Here is a 16535-nt window from a genome sequence, read left to right as displayed (position 1 = left end):
TGCAGGCGGAGCAGCGGGTACCAGCCTTCCAGGATCTGGTACTCATCTTCGATCAACAGCGCAATCTTGGATCCATGCAAACTCATGGGGTCGCTACCTTTCTCATTGTTTGAATTCAAAACGGGGCCCCGGTGCGCGCCTCGCGATCTTCGGGGGCTGCCGGCCGGGGCCTTTCCCTGCCCTCCGGTGCATCGAATCACCTATTTGTCAGGCTGGCGCCGTTGGATAATTACCCTGCGAGCCGCGTCCTGTCCGGTTACCTCTTCAAAGGTTGCAGCTCGCCCTGCGCTTCCGGGCCCAGGGCGCGGGGGCTTCGAGAAGGGCCGGGCTTGTTTATCCTATTTTTCCATGTATCGCGGATCCTCTGCCTCAGGCTGAGTCCGGCGCCGGACGTGAAGTAAACGGCGACGAGAATCAGGGCTCCCTTGATCAGGAGCTGTCCTTGGACAGGCATGCTGATCAGGTCCAGGATGTTGGAGATCGTTCCGATGAGCAGGCCCCCGAAGACAGCTGCAAGCGGTGTGCTCGTCCCGCCGAAGAGGGAAGCGCCACCGACCACTGCCGCGGCGATGGAGTTCAGTGCAAGTTCGCTGCCTAACAGCGAGTTGCCCGAGCGCAGCTGGGCCGCCAACATCAAGCCGGCTAGGCCGGCCAGCATGCCTGACAGTAGGTAGGCGGTTACTATGTCTCTGTTGACCGGCAGTCCCGAGAGGCGTGCTGCCTGGGGATTGCCGCCCAGTGCGTACAGTCTCCGGCCGAAGATGCTCCACCTCATTAGTGCGGCGGCGGCTAGAGTCACCACCACGAAGATGATGACTTCGGAGCGAAACGGGCCAATCGTACCGGCGAAGATGGAGACGAAGCCGTCGTTGTTAATGGGTACCAAAGTGCCGTTTTGAACGAGGAACGCAACGCCCTGCACGACGCTGGTCATGCCCAAGGTTGCGATGAAGGGTGTGATCCTTCCATAGACAACCAGCAGCCCATTGAGGAGTCCTACGGCGGAACTGACGGCAATGGAGATGACGATAACCGCCGCTACGGGGAGGCCGTCACGCAGAAGTACCGCCGTCATCACTGTCGTCAACGCTGTTATGGCGCCGACCGAAAGGTCGATTCCGGCTGTCACAATGACGAGAAACTGACCGACGGCGACCACCGATAAGACGGCGATTGTCAGAACGATACTGCTGATGTTGCGGCTGGTCAGGAAGTAGGGGGAGATCACGGATCCTGCAATAAGGATCGCGGCCACGGCCATCAGGAGAACGCCCTTGCTTTTCACGGCTCCGAGGAGGGGCGTAAGGATGGGTTCGCCGGTATACGGTCGTTTCGCCGCTGTTTCTACTGTTTTGATCATCAAATTGACTCCATTGTCATCACTGTTAATGCTTTGGGATGGACGGCCGTAGGTGGGGATGGGCCGCTACCTGAGCAACGACATCACTTGGTTGAGATCCGTATCGTGCTGATCAAACTCAGCAACGACGGCGCCGTTTCCCATGACGTAGATTCTGTGGCACATGAGCGCCTCTTCAATTTCGGAGCTGAAAACGATGACTGACCCGCCGGCATCCAGGAACGCGTTGATTTCCTTATAGATGTCTTCGCGGGCTGCCACATCGATTCCACGGGTCGGCTCACTCAGCAACAAGACTTTTGCCTTGGCCGTGAGCCACTTTCCCACGACGACTTTTTGCTGGTTACCGCCGCTCAGACGTCCGACCTGCTGGCCGCTGCCTTGACACTTTACTTTCAGGGTTTTGATGGCCTTGTCGGCTATCCGTTTTTCCAGTTTCCGTTGCAGCCAACCGTGGGGGGCGATCATCCGGAGATTGGCCATGGAGAAGTTCTCGCTCAGGTCCATATTGAGGACCAGGCCTTGGGTTTTCCGGTCATCGGGCACCCATCCGACTCCGGCAGCGATGAGCGCGCGGGGATGGACTGACCGTAATTTCTTTCCGTCAACGTAAACGTGGCCTGACGAGAATTTGCGGTCGCCGAACAGGCAAGCGGCAAGTTCAGACTGACCGCTGCCTACCAGTCCTGTCACGGCTATGGATTCTCCCGGCCTGACCCTGAGCGTCACGTTGTCAAGAAGCTCCGGATCGCTCAGATTCAGGACCTCGAATGCAGGGTGAGCGCCGTCCGGATGGCGTTCACCCTTCGCCTGCGCAAAGTTCCATTTTTGCGAAGGCTCAAGCAGGGGTTCGAGTGACGGGTCCTGCGATGGTTCCAGGGAGCTGACCGGGTCCGAGCCGAGCATCTTCCGCACGGCATCCTGACGAGGAAAGGAAGCGGCTTTCTCTGTCATCACGTGCTTGCCGTCACGCAGAACCATGATGTGATCGCAGATTTCGTACATCTCGTCTATCCGATGCGAAATGTAGATGATCCCTGTTCCCTCCTGCTTTAGTTTCCTGAGGAGTTCAAACAGTTTGGCAACATCGGGTGCGGGAAGCGTTGCTGTCGGTTCGTCCAGCAGCAGTATTTTAGCTTTCTGCCTCAGCGCCTTAGCGATGAGTACAACCTGCTTTTGAGCCGCAGTTAGAGTGTCGGCCGGAGACCGGACATCGATATCGAAACCCAAGGCAGTAATGGCGTTTCGGGCTTCCTGGTAGAGGGCTCGACGGTCCAGGACCGCACCCTTGTGCGGCAGGTTTGATAGGCAGAGGTTCTCTGCCACGCTCATCTGAGGGACGAGAATGATTTCCTGGTGAATGGTGGCGATGCCGGCGTTTTGGGCCTCGTGGGTGGAGCGGAAATCCGCCGGCGCACCGTCCAGGAAAATCAGGCCTTGGGAAGGCTTTTCAACCCCTGAAATTATTTTGATCAGCGTCGACTTCCCTGCCCCATTCTGCCCCAGGAGTCCGACTGCTTCTCCGGCGCGGACGTCAAGATCAATGTCTGTCAGTACCTGAACGTCCGCATACTTTTTGGATATCCCCCGAAGGGTCAACGCAGGGGTGTGCGGGCCAGTTAGTTCATGCATGTTCTCATCTCCTCACCGCGCTGTCATATTTCGGTCTAGTGTCTGATTTCAGTAGTCCGAATCGCTTTTGTAGTACGAGGAGGCGTTTTCGTGCGTGATTAAGCCCCGGAGCCGGGTCGTTACTGACGGAATCCATGCCGCGCCGGCGCGGCATGTTCCGGGCGGTCGGCATGGGGGATGACGACTTCGCCAAACCCCAGATTGGCGTGGCGAGCTCCTGGAACGAGATCACTCCCTGCAACCCCTCTCCCTGAACCGTCTGGCCCAGGGCGCCAAGGAAGGCGTCCACGCCGGCGGCGGCTTCCCGATGCAGTTCGGCACCATCTCCGTCTCAGACGGCATTTCCATGGGCCACGAAGGCATGCACTTCTCGCTGGTTTCCCGCGAAGTCATCGCCGACTCGGTGGAAACCGTCATGCAGGCCGAGCGGATCGACGGCTCCGTGCTGCTCGCCGGCTGTGACAAGTCCCTGCCGGGCATGCTGATGGCGGCCGCGCGCCTGGACCTCGCCAGCGTCTTCCTCTACGCCGGCTCCATCATGCCGGGCTGGGTCAAGCTCGAGGACGGCTCCGAAAAGGAAGTCACCCTGATCGACGCCTTCGAGGCCGTCGGTGCGTGTGCTGCCGGCAAGATGAGCCTTGGCGACCTTGACCGCATCGAACGCGCCATCTGCCCGGGCGAAGGCGCCTGCGGCGGCATGTACACCGCGAACACCATGGCCTGCATCGGCGAGGCCATGGGCATGTCCCTCCCAGGCTCCGCCGCCCCGCCCTCGGCAGACCGCCGTCGTGATGAGTTTGCGCGCAAGTCCGGCGAAGCAGTGGTGAACCTCCTGCGCCTCGGCATCACCGCCCGCGACATCATGACCAAAAAGGCCTTTGAAAACGCCATCGCCGTCACCATGGCCTTCGGCGGCTCCACCAACGCGGTCCTGCACCTGCTCGCCATCGCCCGCGAAGCCGAAGTCGAGCTGACCCTTGACGATTTCAACCGCATCGGCGACAAGATCCCGCACCTGGGAGACCTCAAGCCCTTCGGCCGCTACGTCATGACCGACGTGGACAAGATCGGCGGCGTGCCCGTCATCATGCGCGCACTGCTCGACGCCGGCCTGCTGCACGGCGACTGCCTCACCGTCACCGGCAAGACCGCTGCCGAGAACCTTGCGGCCATCAACCCGCCGGACCTGGACGGCAAGATCCTCCGCGCGCTGGACAACCCGATCCACAAAACCGGCGGCATCACCATCCTGCACGGTTCCATGGCGCCCGAAGGCGCCGTGGTCAAGAGCGCAGGGTTCGACGCCGATGTCTTCGAAGGCACCACCCGCGTCTTCGAGCGCGAGCAGGGCGCCCTGGACGCGCTGGACAACGGCCAGATCCAGAAGGGCGACGTCGTCGTCATCCGCTACGAGGGCCCCAAGGGCGGACCGGGCATGCGCGAAATGCTCGCCATCACCGGCGCCATCAAGGGAGCAGGCCTCGGCAAGGACGTGCTGCTGCTGACCGACGGCCGCTTCTCGGGCGGAACCACCGGCCTCTGTATCGGCCACGTTGCCCCGGAAGCGGTCGACGGCGGCCCCATCGCGTTCGTCAAGGACGGGGACCGGATCCGCGTGGACATCGCAGCCCGCACTTTCGACCTGCTGGTCGATGAGGCCGAGCTCGAAGCCCGCAAGGTCGGCTGGGAGCCCTTGCCTGCCAAATTCACCAAGGGTGTGCTCGCCAAGTACGCCAAACTGGTCCACAGCGCCTCCACCGGCGCGTACTGCGGCTAGAAATGTAATCTTAAAACGGCCACTTCGGCTGCGCTGATGGTTTCGATCTCGGGAGAAGCACTCGGAGTTTAGGAGGGACCGATGCCAGCCGCCCAAGGAATCCTCCTGCTCGTGCGGGTATGTCGGAGGAGGCCTGGAGCCCAATACTTTCAAAAACAGCCTCGCCACGGCCACGCCGGAAGCGGTCCGCATGAGTCTGCTGCGGCACTTGGAAGAGAACCCCGGGAATCCTGAGGCGCTGCTAAGCCACCTCCGCCACAGCCGGGACCCTGAGTAGCTTCCCCGAATACGGGAAGGCCCGCGCGGATCCGCAGCCAGAAAAGCTATCTCCGTCTGCTGCCGGAATTCGACCCGTAATCATCGCTATAGGCATTTCCGCCCATACTGCGCTTATGTACGTTCTGGCGCTTTGCGCCTAAGCTTGAGTCATGAGCGAGATGACTGTGACTGATGCCCGGAGTCGGCTGTCCGAGGCTGTTGATACCGCGCGGGTAAGCCATGAGCCGGTATACCTGCTGCGTCGCGGCCGTCGCGTCGCGGCTTTGATCGATGCCGAGGACCTCGCCACCCTGATTGAGGCCGCCGAAGATCTGGAGGACCTACGGGCGGCGAACGCAGCTCGCAGTGAAATGGCCGACAGTGGCGAAAGCCCGGTGCCCTGGGAGGAAGTCAAGGCAGAGCTGGGCCTGGCGTGAGCTATGCCGTTCAGCTCGCCCCGGCGGCCGTACGGCAGCTGCGCAAACTCCCGCCCGACGCCCGCCGGCGTATCCAGGCCGCCATCGAACTGCTCGCCGAAACGCCTCGTCCCCCCGGCGCCAAGAAGCTGTCCGGAAGCAGCGGCGATTGGCGTGTGCGGACCGGCGATTACCGGATTATCTATGAGATCCAGGATGCACAGCTCGTGGTCCTGGTTGTTGCGACCGGTCACCGGCGGGACATCTACCAACACTAGGTGCTGGCGGCTGCCTGTCTTAGCCTAGGCCTACGCACCCTGCAGCGTTGGCTTCGGGCCTACAGGCTCAACGGCCGCCCCGGCCTGGAACCGGCGGTGCCACGGAAACGCGGCCGCCGATCACCTGCCGAACTCGTTTCGCTGATCGAGGGACTCGCCCTGGTGAGGCCGCCCCGGACAACGGCTGCCATCTTCAAACAGGCCAACAGAGTGGCCGCCGACCAGGGCTGGCCCGCGGTTTCCTACAGTACGGTCCGGTCCATCGTGGCCGGTCTTGATCCCGGCATGGTCACTCTGGCCCACCAGGGGCCCTTGGCATACCGGGACAAATACGAGATGGTCTGGCGGCGCCGGGCCGAGCGGGCGAACGCGATATGGCAGGCCGATCACACCGAGATGGACGTCCTGGTGCTGGACGCCAACCGCAAGCCGGCCAGGCCCTGGCTGACAGTGATCCTCGATGACTACTCCCGTGCGGTCTGCGGGTACATGGTTTTCCTTGGCGCGCCGTCGGCAATGAACACCGCGCTGGCCCTGCGCCAGGGCATCTGGCCCAAGAACGGGCCGGGCTGGCCGATGTGCGGCATCCCGGACGTACTCTACGTCGATTATGCCGACCTTCGCGTTATGCCGACCTTTTGGTATGGCTCCTGCTCCGCGCGGTGATCGGGCCGGATTCGTCGGCATAATCACAGGGTGTCCGCCATCCTTCTTGCATCGGCATCCGCAAGAAGGAGGAAGAAATGGGCATCCCCGCAACCAAGGTCAGCAAGGTCCGCATGACGGGGCCGTTGGCCCCGTTTGCCCCTGCGTTCACGGCCAGGTTGAAGGATCTGGGCTACACGCCGCTGACGATAGCCAGCGAACTGAGGATGGTGGCCGACTGGAGCCGCTGGCTCCAGGAACGGCCACTGACAGCAGCGGATGTAACGGGCGCTTGCGTCGGCCAGTTCATCGCCGCCAGACATTCCGCGGGGCGCATTTCCCCGTATCCGCCCCGCGTTTTCAACACCATGATCGAGATCCTCGTTGAACAGGACGTGATCCAGGCCGAGAACGAGGCACCCGTGCCGGGATCGTCGATCGATGTGCTGCTTGGCTCGTTCAAGAAGTTCCTGCTCACGGAGCGGGGACTGGCCCAATGCACGGCGGCTGCCTACGTCTTGCGGGCCCGCCGTTTCCTGGACCGGCAGGCACCCCGGGGCGCCCTGTCTGAGCTGGGAACGAAGGATGTCACCGATGCCGTGCGCACCGAAGCGGCGAAAGTCTCGGTCGGTTCCGCTCAGTTCTTCGTGGTGGCCGTGCGCTCGTTCCTGCGCTTTTGTTTCACCGAAGGACTGATCCCCACCGACCTCTCGGGAGCAGCCCTATCCATCACCGGACGCCGCCGCTCACCCCTGGCGGCAGGGATCACCGCTGCCGATACCCAAAGGCTCCTGGACTCCTGTGACCGGCGGGACTATGCCATCCTGCTCATCCTCCTGCGCCTGGGGCTGCGGGCCAGCGAGGTCGCCGCACTGAGCCTCGAGGACATCGACTGGCGCGCGGGGCTGATCGTGGTGCACGGCAAGGACCGCCGGGATGACCGGCTGCCGCTTCCCGTTGATGTGGGGCAGGCGATCACCGGCTACCTCCAGCGGGGACGCCCGCGAACCTCTCAGCGGGAAGTCTTCCTCAGGTCCTTGGCACCCCTTGAGGCGCTGGGCCGGGGCGGAATTTCCTCGGTTGTGCGCCGCGCCTGCCGACGGGCCGGACTCGCCCCTGTCGGTTCCCACCGCCTGCGCCATACCCTGGCCTGCGGGATGGTCAACTCCGGCGTCCCTCTGCCCGGGATCGCCCAGGTGCTCCGGCATCGGAGCCTTACGAGCACGGCCCTCTACGCCCGTGTGGATATTGACGGGCTCCGGGCCCTGGCCCGGCCGTGGCCCTCGCTGCTTCACGGTTTTCTCGGGGCGCCCGATACCCCCGGACCGGAACATTCCAGGTTACCGGTGTCCGGTCTCATTCAACCTGTCAGTGTCGACGTGGGAACTGACAGGTTGAATGAGACGACAAGTCGCCCGATCTGTCTCATTCGAGTTGTCAGTTCCGTATGTTTGGCCCTGCCTCCGACCGTGCGGGTCCTACAGTCCCGGAATGTGCGCCGCCTCGGACTCCCTGCCCCAGACGCGGAGCGTTCACAGGCAACGACCTCAGACCACCCTGAACCAGGCTGACAGGTTGACTGAGACGGGAGAAGAATCCGTAGGCTGACCGATTCAATGAGAAAACTGACAACTATGTTGAGACCGGACAACCGGCCCCGCCAAGGGAGACCGACTGTCAACTTAGGTTGACGTAATATCCGCTACCGGTGCCGGGCGCCGTAAGGGGAGAGCCGCACGTCATTTCCGCAACAACGTGTTGGGCCGGTCCATGAGTTCCAAACACGCACCGAGGGGCGGCCGTCGGTGCGTCCGTCAAGGCTTCGGACCTCGTTCGATTGACTGTTCATTGGGCGGGGGGTGGCGGTACCGCACCGGAGTCCACGTAGATTGAGTAGGCCGTCTCGACTTTGTCGGTGAGCCGGTCGATGTCCTCCATGGTGATGTTGATGGCTGCCGAACGGTTGCGCAGGTTTTGCACCACTTCGGTTTGTGGCCAGAGGAGCCTGTCTATGTAGTTGGGGATGAACGATCGCTGTCGGTGGCATACCGCAGGATTTCTTTGGGTCGGTCTTCGCTACCCTCATGCGCGCCTCAGCGGCAATCCAGCCCGTACATGGCGAGAACGTAGTCCAGGTCCGGGTCGTTGCGGTGGATTTCTGTCTCGTCCAGGACAGCGACTGGATCGGCGCCGAGGTTGTCGTCTCTGCGGCGCATCCAGTATGCCCAGCACACACCGCCGCCGTACTTTGAATGTGCACGGACGCCGGCCGCGTAGTTGCCGTCGTCCATAACCTGTTCGCGCAGCCATTGGGCGATGTGTGTCGTTGGTTCGCGGTCTTCGCCTGCCAGTGTTGCCAGGGTGATGTCCGCAATGCCGAAGGCGTCCTCGAGTTGCTGGCCGAGGTGGCGGTTCAGGGCGGCGATCGATTCAGCGGCGGTGAGATCGATCCACCGCTTGGGACCGTTGATCTGAAGGCTGTACATCAGGCGTCCGTCGCGCCAGTTGGCCGGCAGCCAGCCCGGAACCATGTTTCCGTTCCTGGTCCAGTCATCCTGGATCATTCTCTTGGCGTCCTCCAGAGGCACGCCGAGCTGCCGGGCGGCGAAAGCAATAGCGTTGCGGAAGTCCTTGGCCACCCGCGCCATGGCCAGGGCCTCGGCATACGCGGTCCTCTTATCCCCGGCCAGGTACACCGTCGATCCAGGGGTGTCGAAACGTGACCACGAAGACCTGTCGGCGGATCCGACGGTGCGCGGCAGCGGGTTTAGCGGCCCATACGAGGATTTTGCGATTCTGTACCCCGAGGACCGGCCCTTCCACATAGGCCAGGCCCGTGGCGGCACAGACCTGCGTCAAGCGGAGAACCTGTCCTCGGTCATGGCGGCAGCCGCGCTCATGACGTCCTTGGCGCGCATGTCCCGGATTGCCTCGATCGGGGAGACCTCGCCCAGCCAGGGGTTCGCGCCGACAAACCACAGCCGGGCCACGTGTTCACCTTCCACCCCCGCCACAGCCGTCCAGGCGCGGTGCGCCAGTTGGAGCCGGGCCTGAGCCTCAGCCCGCGGTTCAGGTCCGTCAGTGCGGGCCCAGCGGTAGCTGATCTTCGGGTCCTTGCTGCCGGCCAGTGCTGCGACCAGCGTCGCCCCAAGAGCACTGTTGAGCTGCCTGACGATCTCCCGGATGCCCAGCCGTGCGGTTCCGCCATGGGCGGCCCCTACATCGATGGATATGCTCACAGGTGTCACGCTCCTTCCACTAGTCATCCAATCCTAGCGGAACAGACTAGAATTACCACTGAAAAACCACCGAAAACGCACCAACTACTTATCGGGATGCTGCCCCCACGAATGCCACGACCGTCCCCTTACCTGCACCGGCGCTGCACCAGTTCCCGCCCGCGGCGACAGCGGCCCGTGGGGCTCACTTATTTCAATGAAATGCAGGTGGTTTGAGACGATTGCGCCATGCCGGGCGCCGTAGGCTGCTGGTGGTGAGCAGCGGACGACAAGATGGCGCTACACCTTCGCTTATATGCTCGGAGACGGATTCACGGTCGCATACGTGTAGACAATCCTTCCGACGGTCCGGTGAGCCCAGGGCGCCCGGACGTAGCCCGTGTCCTGGACAGCGCCGTCCAGGCTTCGTGAAGCGTTGTCTCGGCCGCAAAGGCTACTGCTTGAAGGCGGCGTCGAACGGGGTGTTGGACGCCGGGAAGTCGTACTTCTTCAGCGCGGCGAGGGCTTCGGGGGCGCCGTGGAGGCGGTCCATGCCGGCGTCTTCCCACTCGATGCTGATCGGGCCGGTGTAGCCGATCGCGGTGAGGGCGCGGAAGGAGGATTCCCAGGGGACGTCGCCGCGGCCGGCGGAGACGAAGTCCCAGCCGCGGCGCGGGTCGCCCCAGGGCAGGTGCGAGCCCATGACGGTGTTCCGGCCGGTGGGGCGGAGCTTCGTGTCCTTGCAGTCCACATGGTAGATCCGGTCCTTGAAGTCCCAGATGAAGGAGACCGGGTCGATGCCCTGCCACATGAAGTGGGACGGGTCCCAGTTCAGACCGAACGCTTCGCGGTGACCGATCGCTTCGAGGGTGCGCACGGTGGTCCAGTAGTCGTAGGCGATCTCGGAGGGGTGGACTTCGTGGGCGAAGCGGACGCCGCAGTCGTCGAAGACGTCCAGGATGGGGTTCCAGCGGTCGGCGAAGTCCTGGTAGCCAGCGTCGATGACCTTTTCCGGGACGGGCGGGAACATGGCCACGTACTGCCAGATCGAGGAGCCGGTGAACCCGACGACGGTGTCCACGCCCAGTGCCTTGGCGAGCCGGGCGGTGTGCTTCAATTCCTCCGCGGCCCTTTGGCGGACGCCTTCGGGGTGGCCGTCGCCCCAGACTTTGGCGCCGACGATGGCTTCGTGGCGGAAGTCGATCGGGTCATCGCAGACGGCCTGGCCCTTGAGGTGGTTGGAGATGGCCCAGGCCTTGAGGTTGTATTTGTCCAGGACGGCGAGCTTGGACTCGACGTAGCCGGGTTCGTCCCAGCGCCAGGCGTCCAGATGGTCGCCGGAGACGGCGATTTCCAGGCCGTCGTAGCCCCAGCCGGACGCCAGTCTGGCGACTTCCTCGAACGGGAGGTCGGCCCACTGGCCGGTGAACAGGGTGTAAGGGCGGGGCATGTCAGGTTCCTTCAGAGGTTGCGGGACGGTGGAGGGGGCGGGGCTCAAGCCCGATGGCCCGGTAGCACTCGTCAATCAGTTCCATGGTGTGGACGGCATCGTCACTGTCGGTGGGCATCGGGACTCCATGACGCACCAACGCCGTAAACGCCTCGAGCTGGTAAGTGTAGGAAGAACGCGTTCCGAGGTGCTCCACGCGCTCGCCCGCGGCTGTCTTCACTAAGAGTCGGTCATCGGTGTGCGGAAGAACGAAATTCGCCACCGTGGCCTGACCCTTGCTTCCGATGAGGCGGTAGGTCATCTCACGGCCCTCTCCAGCCATGTGGCACCGCGCCGATGCTGTTACTCCTGACGGGTACACCAGATTGGCATCTACCCATTCGTCCACGCCCGGCAGCCCGGCACGTTCGCCGCCGCGTGCATCGACCAGCCGGGGTTCGCCACCTGCCCAGGGCGCCATCGCGCGGACAGCGTGCAGGCTGTAACAGCCCAAATCCATCAACGCACCGCCGGCCAAGGCGAGTGACCAGCGCGGGTCCTCTGGTGCCGGAGGCGGGATCATCATCATCGTTTCGACCCGCTGCAGCTCCCCGAGCTCGCCGGAGCTCAGCAATTCGTGAAGTCGTCTTGTCACGGGGTGGTAGAGGTAGTGGAAACCGTCCACGACGGCGACCCCGGCGCGCTTGCCGGCGTCGCGGACTTCCCGGGCCTCCGGAGCGTCGGCGGCGAACGGTTTCTCCGACAGGACATGTTTTCCTGCAGCAATCGCAAGCAGGTTCCACTCGGCATGCAGGCCGTTGGCGAGGGGGTTGTAGATGGCCTCAACCTCCGGATCCGAAATCACGTCGGCATAGGTGTCGTAAACCCGTTCCACTCCGTGTTGCTTCGCGAAATTCTCCGCACGGGCGCGGTGACGGGCGGCCACGGCTACCAGACGAGCGCCCGTCAGCATGGCCGGCTCAACGATGGATGTCGGACTGATCCGGGATGCCCCCAGCACCCCGATCCGAAGCGGGCCGGACATGTCAGGCTCCTTCTCTGACGCGAGACGCCAGCTGGATCAGCGCGCTCTTCGCAGCCGAGCTTTCCTCCACGGCGGCCAGGATCCGTTGGACAGCCAGGCCGTCGTCGAACGACGGCGACGGCTCGGTCCCGCTGCCGATGGCCGCCAGGAAGTCCCGGATTTCGTGCGTAAAGGTGTGCTCCCAGCCGATGATGTGACCCTGCGGCCACCATGCACCGACGTAGGGGTGCTCGGGCTCGTTGACGAGGATCCGGCGGAAGCCCTGCTCCCGGACCGGGACGGTGGCGTCCAGGAAACCCAGCTCGTTCAGGTCCTCCAGATCGAACACGAGGGAGCCCTTGTCGCCGTAGATCTCCAGTTTGAGCGAGTTCTTCTGGCCCGTGGCCACCCGGGAGACCTCGACCGAGGCGATAGCCCCGGAGGCGAGCGTCAGCGTGGCCCACACGGCGTCGTCGACCGTAACTTCCTCCCGGCCCTGCGCCCCAGGGCGGTGCGTCGTGAACGTGTGCGTCCGCCCCGAAACCTCGGTGATGTGGTCCCCGAGCAGGAACAGCACCTGGTCGATTGCATGGGAGGCAATGTCGCCGAGGGCGCCGGAGCCGGCCGCTTCCCGCTTCAGACGCCAGCTCATGGGCGACTCCGGATCCGCCAGCCAGTCCTGAAGGTAGGCGGCACGCACGTGCCGGACGGTCCCGATCCGGCCTTCGGCGATCAGCTCCCGGGCCAGTGCCAAGGCTGGGACGCGGCGGTAGTTGAAGCCCACCATGGACTGCACACCCCTCGCACGGGCCTTCCGGGCGGCTTCGGCCATGGCTTCGGCTTCCGCCAGGGTGTTGGCCAGGGGCTTTTCCACCAGGACGTGCTTGCCCGCGGTCAGCGCCGCGATGGCGATTTCCGCGTGCATAAAGCCAGGGGCGCAGATGTCGACGATGTCGACGTCATCGCGGTCCAGGACGGCGCGCCAGTCCGTGGCTGACTCCGACCAGCCGTACTTGTCCGCTGCGGCAGCAACCCCTGCCGGGTCCCGGCCGACGAGGACTTTTTGTTCGAAGGCCGGGACATCAAAGTAGCTGGCAACGTTCCGCCAGGCGTTCGAGTGGGCTTTGCCCATGAACGCGTAGCCGATCAGTGCTACTCCCAAGGGCCTATCTGTGGTCCTGCTTTCGTCGGGCATCGTCACTTCACGGCACCAAAGGACAGCCCGGCGACCATCTGCCGGCGCAGCACGATCATCATTACGAGAATCGGCGCGACGATGAGCGTGGCCGCGGCGGTGATGTTGCCCCAGTCCGTTCCGTACATGCCGGTGAACTGCTGCAGGCCCACCGGGGCTGTCTTTGCTCCGCTGCGGGTGAGCGACAGGGCGAAAAGGAATTCGTTCCAGGACAGGACGATGGTCAGCACGGCTGCCGTGGCCACGGACGGCACCAGCAGGGGCCAGATGATGCGCCGAAGAATGGTCCAGTGTGACGCGCCGTCCACCATCGCTGCTTCCTGGATCTCGTACGGCAGCTGCAGGATGGAGCTGCGGAGGATCCACACCACGATGGGCAGGTTGAAAGCGGCGTAGGGGATGATCAGCACGGCGTAAGTGTCGATGAGACCGAGCCTGCCGGCAAATACGAAGATCGGGATTACCGCAACGATCGGGGGGAACATGTAAGTGGAGAGAATCCAGGAAGACAGGCCCTTTCGTGCCCGGAAATCCCTCATGGTCAGGGCATAGGCTGCAGGCACGCCGACGGCGATGGCCAGCACTGTGGCGCCGAGGCTCACGACGGCGCTGTTGAGCAGAAGCTGACCGAAGCTTTCGGATTTTCCGCCCCCTGCCGTCAACACGGAGGCGTAGTTTTCCAGCGTCGGTGCGAAGAACCAAGCCGGGGGTATTTGGTTCGCAAGTCCAGCCGGCTTGATGGAGGTGATGAGCATGAAGATCAGAGGCACGAGGCCCACCAGGAGCCAGGCCCACAGGAAGGTGCGTCCAACAATCACGCGAGCAATTAGCCCGCGGCGGACGGATGATGAAGTAGTAGTCATTACATTTCCTCAGGATCGGACCGGCGGCCGATGACGCGCAGCATGAGCGGAACCAGAAGCGAGAGAATGATCAGGAAGATCACACCCAGGGCGCAGGCCAGGCCCACGTTGAAGCTTTGAAGACCGACTCGGTATATGCCGAGATTGATGATTTCGGTCGATTCGCCAGGGCCTCCGCCAGTCAGGATTTTGAATGAATCGAAGGTCTTGAAGGCTTGGATGGTGCGGAGGACCGCCGCGATTGCGATAAAGGGCACCATGCCCGGCAGGGTGATGTGGCGGAACATCTGCCAGGGGCTCGCACCGTCGACCATGGCGGCTTCCCGTGGTTCTGCCGGCAGGGACTGGAGTCCTGCCATCAGAATCAGTGCAATGAATGGCGTCCACTGCCACATGTCAAGGATGAGGAGAACGATCCAGGCGGAAGTCGGCTCGCCGAGGAGATCGACTCCATTCGGGAATCCCAGAAATCCCAGGTAGTAGCCGACCCAGCCGTAGTTTGGATTGAGCAACTGCTTGAAGACCATTGCCGCGACGGCAGGTGTCACCGCGAATGGCAGCAGCATCAGCGCGGCCCCCCATTTATTGGCGGTTGTTTGTGCCGCCAAGGGCAAGGCCAGCGCAAAGCCCAGAAGCATCTCCAAAATGACTGCCACGGCCACAAACGCAAGCGTTATGCCGAACGCGTTGCGGACCGACGCGTTCGTAACGGCCTCGACGAAGTTGTTGAGCCCGACGAACCGGCCGACGCCGCCGAGGATCTTATCGTTCCGGAAGGCTGAATAGAAGATAAAGATGGCTGGAGCGACCGTCATCAGCAAGAGGACGATCATGGCGGGGGCCATGTAGGCCCAAGGGAGCGAACGTTTCTTCCACGACGGCCGCTTGGTGTCGTGCGGAGCGGTCGAATTGCGACCGTCCGCACGACGGGCGCCTTGAACCTTCAATCCAGCATCGGGCACTGTGACTGCGGATTTCATGTTTGGTGCTCCTTAGGTGACGTGAGCGACACGTCAGTAACCGGCTGACTTGAGGAGGGTCGACACCTTGTCGCTCGCCGTCTTCAAGGCGTCCTGGGGCGAGGAAGAACCGGTTGCCGCATTGTTTACGGCGACAGCTACTTCGTGGCTGACTTCCGTGTAGTTGCTCAAGCGCGCGCGCCCGACGCCAACTTCAAGGGACTTGCCGAGCGTCTCGTAGAAGGGCGCCATCGGGTTGTCGCTCTTGATCGACGCGAACACTGATGCGCGGCTCGGGTGCAGGGCCTTTGCAGTCATCGCTGTCTGCTGGTCGGCAGCAGTAAGCCAGCTGATCGCCTGGTAGGCCCATTCCTTGTTCTTGGAATTCTTGTTCACGCTCAGCATCCAGGTTCCGAAGTGCGGGCCCGCTGCTTCGGCCGTGGGCACCGGGGCGTAGCCGATGGTGCCGCCCTTGACGTTGTCCGCCAGCTTGAGGTCGTGGTAGTTGATCGTCATCGCGGTAAGTCCACTGTCAAACGACTCCGCAGTGGTTCCCCAGTCTGCAGAGGTGCTGCCCGGCGGTACATGGCCACTCTGGGCAAGCTTCGCGTAGTAGCTGAGCGCCTCGACGCCCTCCGGAGTGTTGAAGGCAAGCTTCAGGTCCTGGTCCACCAGTGTGCCGTCTCCGCCGAAGGAGGCCAGAAGGGTCTTGAAATCATCGGTAGCCCAGTCTCCGACGCCGGCCATTACGGTCGTGCCGTAGAGGTTCTTGTCCGGCTGGGTAAAGAACTCGGCCGCCTGGGCGTATTCTTCCCACGTTGTCGGAACCTTCAGGTCCTTGCCGTACTTGGCCTTGAAGTTTGCCTGTTGCTGAGGATCGTTGAAGAGATCGCTGCGGTATCCCATGACGGCGACGTTTGACTGGATCGGAAGCCCGTAAATCTCGAATCCGGCGCTCTTGATCGCCGAGGGGTCCGGTTTGGCCGTTTCTTCCGGGTATCGCTTGAGCGGCGACTCAGCGTTGTAGACGGCTGTGTCGTAGAAAACCTTGGGGATGAAGTCGCCGACGTTGGAATCAGCCACCGCCGGGTTCAGATCCTTGTTCTGCAAGTAGGGCGTCAGCGGTTCCAGGTTCTGGACCAGGGCAGGTGCCCACGGAGTGTCGACAACGACGATGTCGTAGTAGGTGCTGCTGGATGCGAACTCGGAGAAGACCTTCTGCTGGAGGGCGTCATAGGGCTGGTTGTCGATCTTGAGGTCGATTCCCAGCTTTTCCTTGAACTGCGGGACCAGTGACGCCACAGCGGCGCTATTGGCCTCATCCGTTGTGTACAGCATCCTCAGCTCGGCCGGCTTCGCGGCGCTGACGTTGGGAGCGGGGGAGTTTGCCGTGCAGCCTGTTGCGAACAGGGCGGCCGTAACCGCGACGCCCAGCCCCGCCACCAAGCGGGACTTTGACACTCGACTCTGAGTTTTGAACA

15 protein-coding genes and 1 pseudogene are annotated in these 16535 nt (G+C 62.9%); 5 read left to right on the top strand and 11 right to left on the bottom strand.

What is annotated here, in order from left to right; translation table 11 throughout:
- Positions 1-256 precede the first annotated feature (256 nt).
- The gene (locus tag AC50YA_RS20950; RefSeq protein ID WP_494984115.1) at positions 257-1360 is read right to left on the bottom strand and encodes an ABC transporter permease; all 1104 of its coding nucleotides are present in this window, start codon (positions 1358-1360) and stop codon (positions 257-259) included.
- 66 nt (positions 1361-1426) lie between these two features.
- A complete protein-coding gene (locus tag AC50YA_RS20945) occupies positions 1427-2992 on the bottom strand; it encodes a sugar ABC transporter ATP-binding protein (protein ID WP_494984114.1) in 1566 nt (521 codons plus the stop codon).
- Between the two features lie 94 nt (positions 2993-3086).
- Here AC50YA_RS20945 and ilvD point away from each other — a divergent pair.
- The 5 genes and pseudogenes from ilvD to AC50YA_RS20920 all read left to right on the top strand — a co-directional run bounded on the left by ilvD (position 3087) and on the right by AC50YA_RS20920 (position 7937).
- Positions 3087-4769 (top strand): annotated as a pseudogene (gene ilvD / locus AC50YA_RS20940) (dihydroxy-acid dehydratase).
- Between the two features lie 428 nt (positions 4770-5197).
- On the top strand, positions 5198-5464 hold the full coding sequence (locus tag AC50YA_RS20935; RefSeq protein WP_494984113.1) for a type II toxin-antitoxin system Phd/YefM family antitoxin: 267 nt from the start codon (positions 5198-5200) through the stop codon (positions 5462-5464).
- Entirely contained in the window at positions 5461-5721 is a 261-nt protein-coding gene (locus AC50YA_RS20930; RefSeq protein ID WP_494984112.1) for a type II toxin-antitoxin system RelE family toxin, read from the top strand. The genes AC50YA_RS20935 and AC50YA_RS20930 overlap by 4 nt, the downstream gene beginning before the upstream one ends.
- A 96-nt stretch (positions 5722-5817) precedes the next feature.
- Positions 5818-6387 carry a TnsB C-terminal domain-containing protein gene (locus tag AC50YA_RS20925; RefSeq protein WP_494984111.1) on the top strand — a complete coding sequence of 190 codons (570 nt, stop codon included), beginning with the start codon at positions 5818-5820 and terminating at the stop codon, positions 6385-6387.
- 77 nt (positions 6388-6464) lie between these two features.
- A complete protein-coding gene (locus tag AC50YA_RS20920; protein ID WP_494984110.1) occupies positions 6465-7937 on the top strand; it encodes a tyrosine-type recombinase/integrase in 1473 nt (490 codons plus the stop codon).
- A gap of 274 nt (positions 7938-8211) precedes the next feature.
- Here the strand turns inward: AC50YA_RS20920 and AC50YA_RS20915 are convergent, their stop codons facing one another.
- The 9 genes from AC50YA_RS20915 to AC50YA_RS20875 form a co-directional block, all read right to left on the bottom strand.
- Positions 8212-8346: a hypothetical protein gene (locus tag AC50YA_RS20915; RefSeq protein WP_494984109.1), complete on the bottom strand. Its 135-nt coding sequence runs from the start codon at positions 8344-8346 to the stop codon at positions 8212-8214.
- A 113-nt stretch (positions 8347-8459) separates the two neighbouring features.
- Positions 8460-9062: a hypothetical protein gene (locus AC50YA_RS20910; RefSeq protein WP_494984108.1), complete on the bottom strand. Its 603-nt coding sequence runs from the start codon at positions 9060-9062 to the stop codon at positions 8460-8462.
- Positions 9063-9221: 159 nt separating this feature from the next.
- Positions 9222-9605 (bottom strand): hypothetical protein, encoded by a 384-nt coding sequence (locus AC50YA_RS20905; protein WP_494984107.1) that lies wholly within the window; start codon positions 9603-9605, stop codon positions 9222-9224.
- Between the two features lie 433 nt (positions 9606-10038).
- The gene (locus AC50YA_RS20900) at positions 10039-11034 is read right to left on the bottom strand and encodes a sugar phosphate isomerase/epimerase family protein (protein WP_494984106.1); all 996 of its coding nucleotides are present in this window, start codon (positions 11032-11034) and stop codon (positions 10039-10041) included.
- Between the two features lies 1 nt (position 11035).
- Complete coding sequence (locus AC50YA_RS20895; RefSeq protein WP_494984105.1) at positions 11036-12058, bottom strand: Gfo/Idh/MocA family protein; 1023 nt, start codon at positions 12056-12058, stop codon at positions 11036-11038.
- Position 12059: 1 nt separating this feature from the next.
- Positions 12060-13232, bottom strand: a complete 1173-nt coding sequence (locus tag AC50YA_RS20890; RefSeq protein WP_494984117.1) for a Gfo/Idh/MocA family protein — start codon at positions 13230-13232, stop codon at positions 12060-12062.
- A 2-nt stretch (positions 13233-13234) separates the two neighbouring features.
- Positions 13235-14095 carry a carbohydrate ABC transporter permease gene (locus AC50YA_RS20885; protein WP_494984104.1) on the bottom strand — a complete coding sequence of 287 codons (861 nt, stop codon included), beginning with the start codon at positions 14093-14095 and terminating at the stop codon, positions 13235-13237.
- Positions 14095-15075, bottom strand: coding sequence for a carbohydrate ABC transporter permease (locus AC50YA_RS20880; protein WP_494984103.1), 981 nt, complete (start codon positions 15073-15075; stop codon positions 14095-14097). Before AC50YA_RS20880 ends, AC50YA_RS20885 begins: the two co-directional genes overlap by 1 nt.
- 33 nt (positions 15076-15108) lie before the next feature.
- On the bottom strand, positions 15109-16515 hold the full coding sequence (locus tag AC50YA_RS20875; RefSeq protein WP_494984102.1) for an ABC transporter substrate-binding protein: 1407 nt from the start codon (positions 16513-16515) through the stop codon (positions 15109-15111).
- Positions 16516-16535: the final 20 nt, after the last annotated feature.

The organism is Pseudarthrobacter sp. RHLT3-21 (assembly GCF_059383495.1).
The sequence above is the reverse complement of the archived record's forward strand: the minus strand, read 5'-3'. Positions and strand labels throughout refer to the sequence as shown.

What these genes read in the sequence shown, in the direction of transcription:
- AC50YA_RS20950 (WP_494984115.1), bottom strand. Translation starts at nt 1,360, where the DNA reads ATGATCAAAACAGTAGAAACAGCGGCGAAACGACCGTATACCGGCGAA.
- AC50YA_RS20945 (WP_494984114.1), bottom strand. Translation starts at nt 2,992, where the DNA reads ATGCATGAACTAACTGGCCCGCACACCCCTGCGTTGACCCTTCGGGGG.
- AC50YA_RS20935 (WP_494984113.1), top strand. Translation starts at nt 5,198, where the DNA reads ATGAGCGAGATGACTGTGACTGATGCCCGGAGTCGGCTGTCCGAGGCT.
- AC50YA_RS20920 (WP_494984110.1), top strand. Translation starts at nt 6,465, where the DNA reads ATGGGCATCCCCGCAACCAAGGTCAGCAAGGTCCGCATGACGGGGCCG.
- AC50YA_RS20900 (WP_494984106.1), bottom strand. Translation starts at nt 11,034, where the DNA reads ATGCCCCGCCCTTACACCCTGTTCACCGGCCAGTGGGCCGACCTCCCG.
- AC50YA_RS20895 (WP_494984105.1), bottom strand. Translation starts at nt 12,058, where the DNA reads ATGTCCGGCCCGCTTCGGATCGGGGTGCTGGGGGCATCCCGGATCAGT.
- AC50YA_RS20890 (WP_494984117.1), bottom strand. Translation starts at nt 13,232, where the DNA reads ATGCCCGACGAAAGCAGGACCACAGATAGGCCCTTGGGAGTAGCACTG.
- AC50YA_RS20885 (WP_494984104.1), bottom strand. Translation starts at nt 14,095, where the DNA reads ATGACTACTACTTCATCATCCGTCCGCCGCGGGCTAATTGCTCGCGTG.
- AC50YA_RS20880 (WP_494984103.1), bottom strand. Translation starts at nt 15,075, where the DNA reads ATGAAATCCGCAGTCACAGTGCCCGATGCTGGATTGAAGGTTCAAGGC.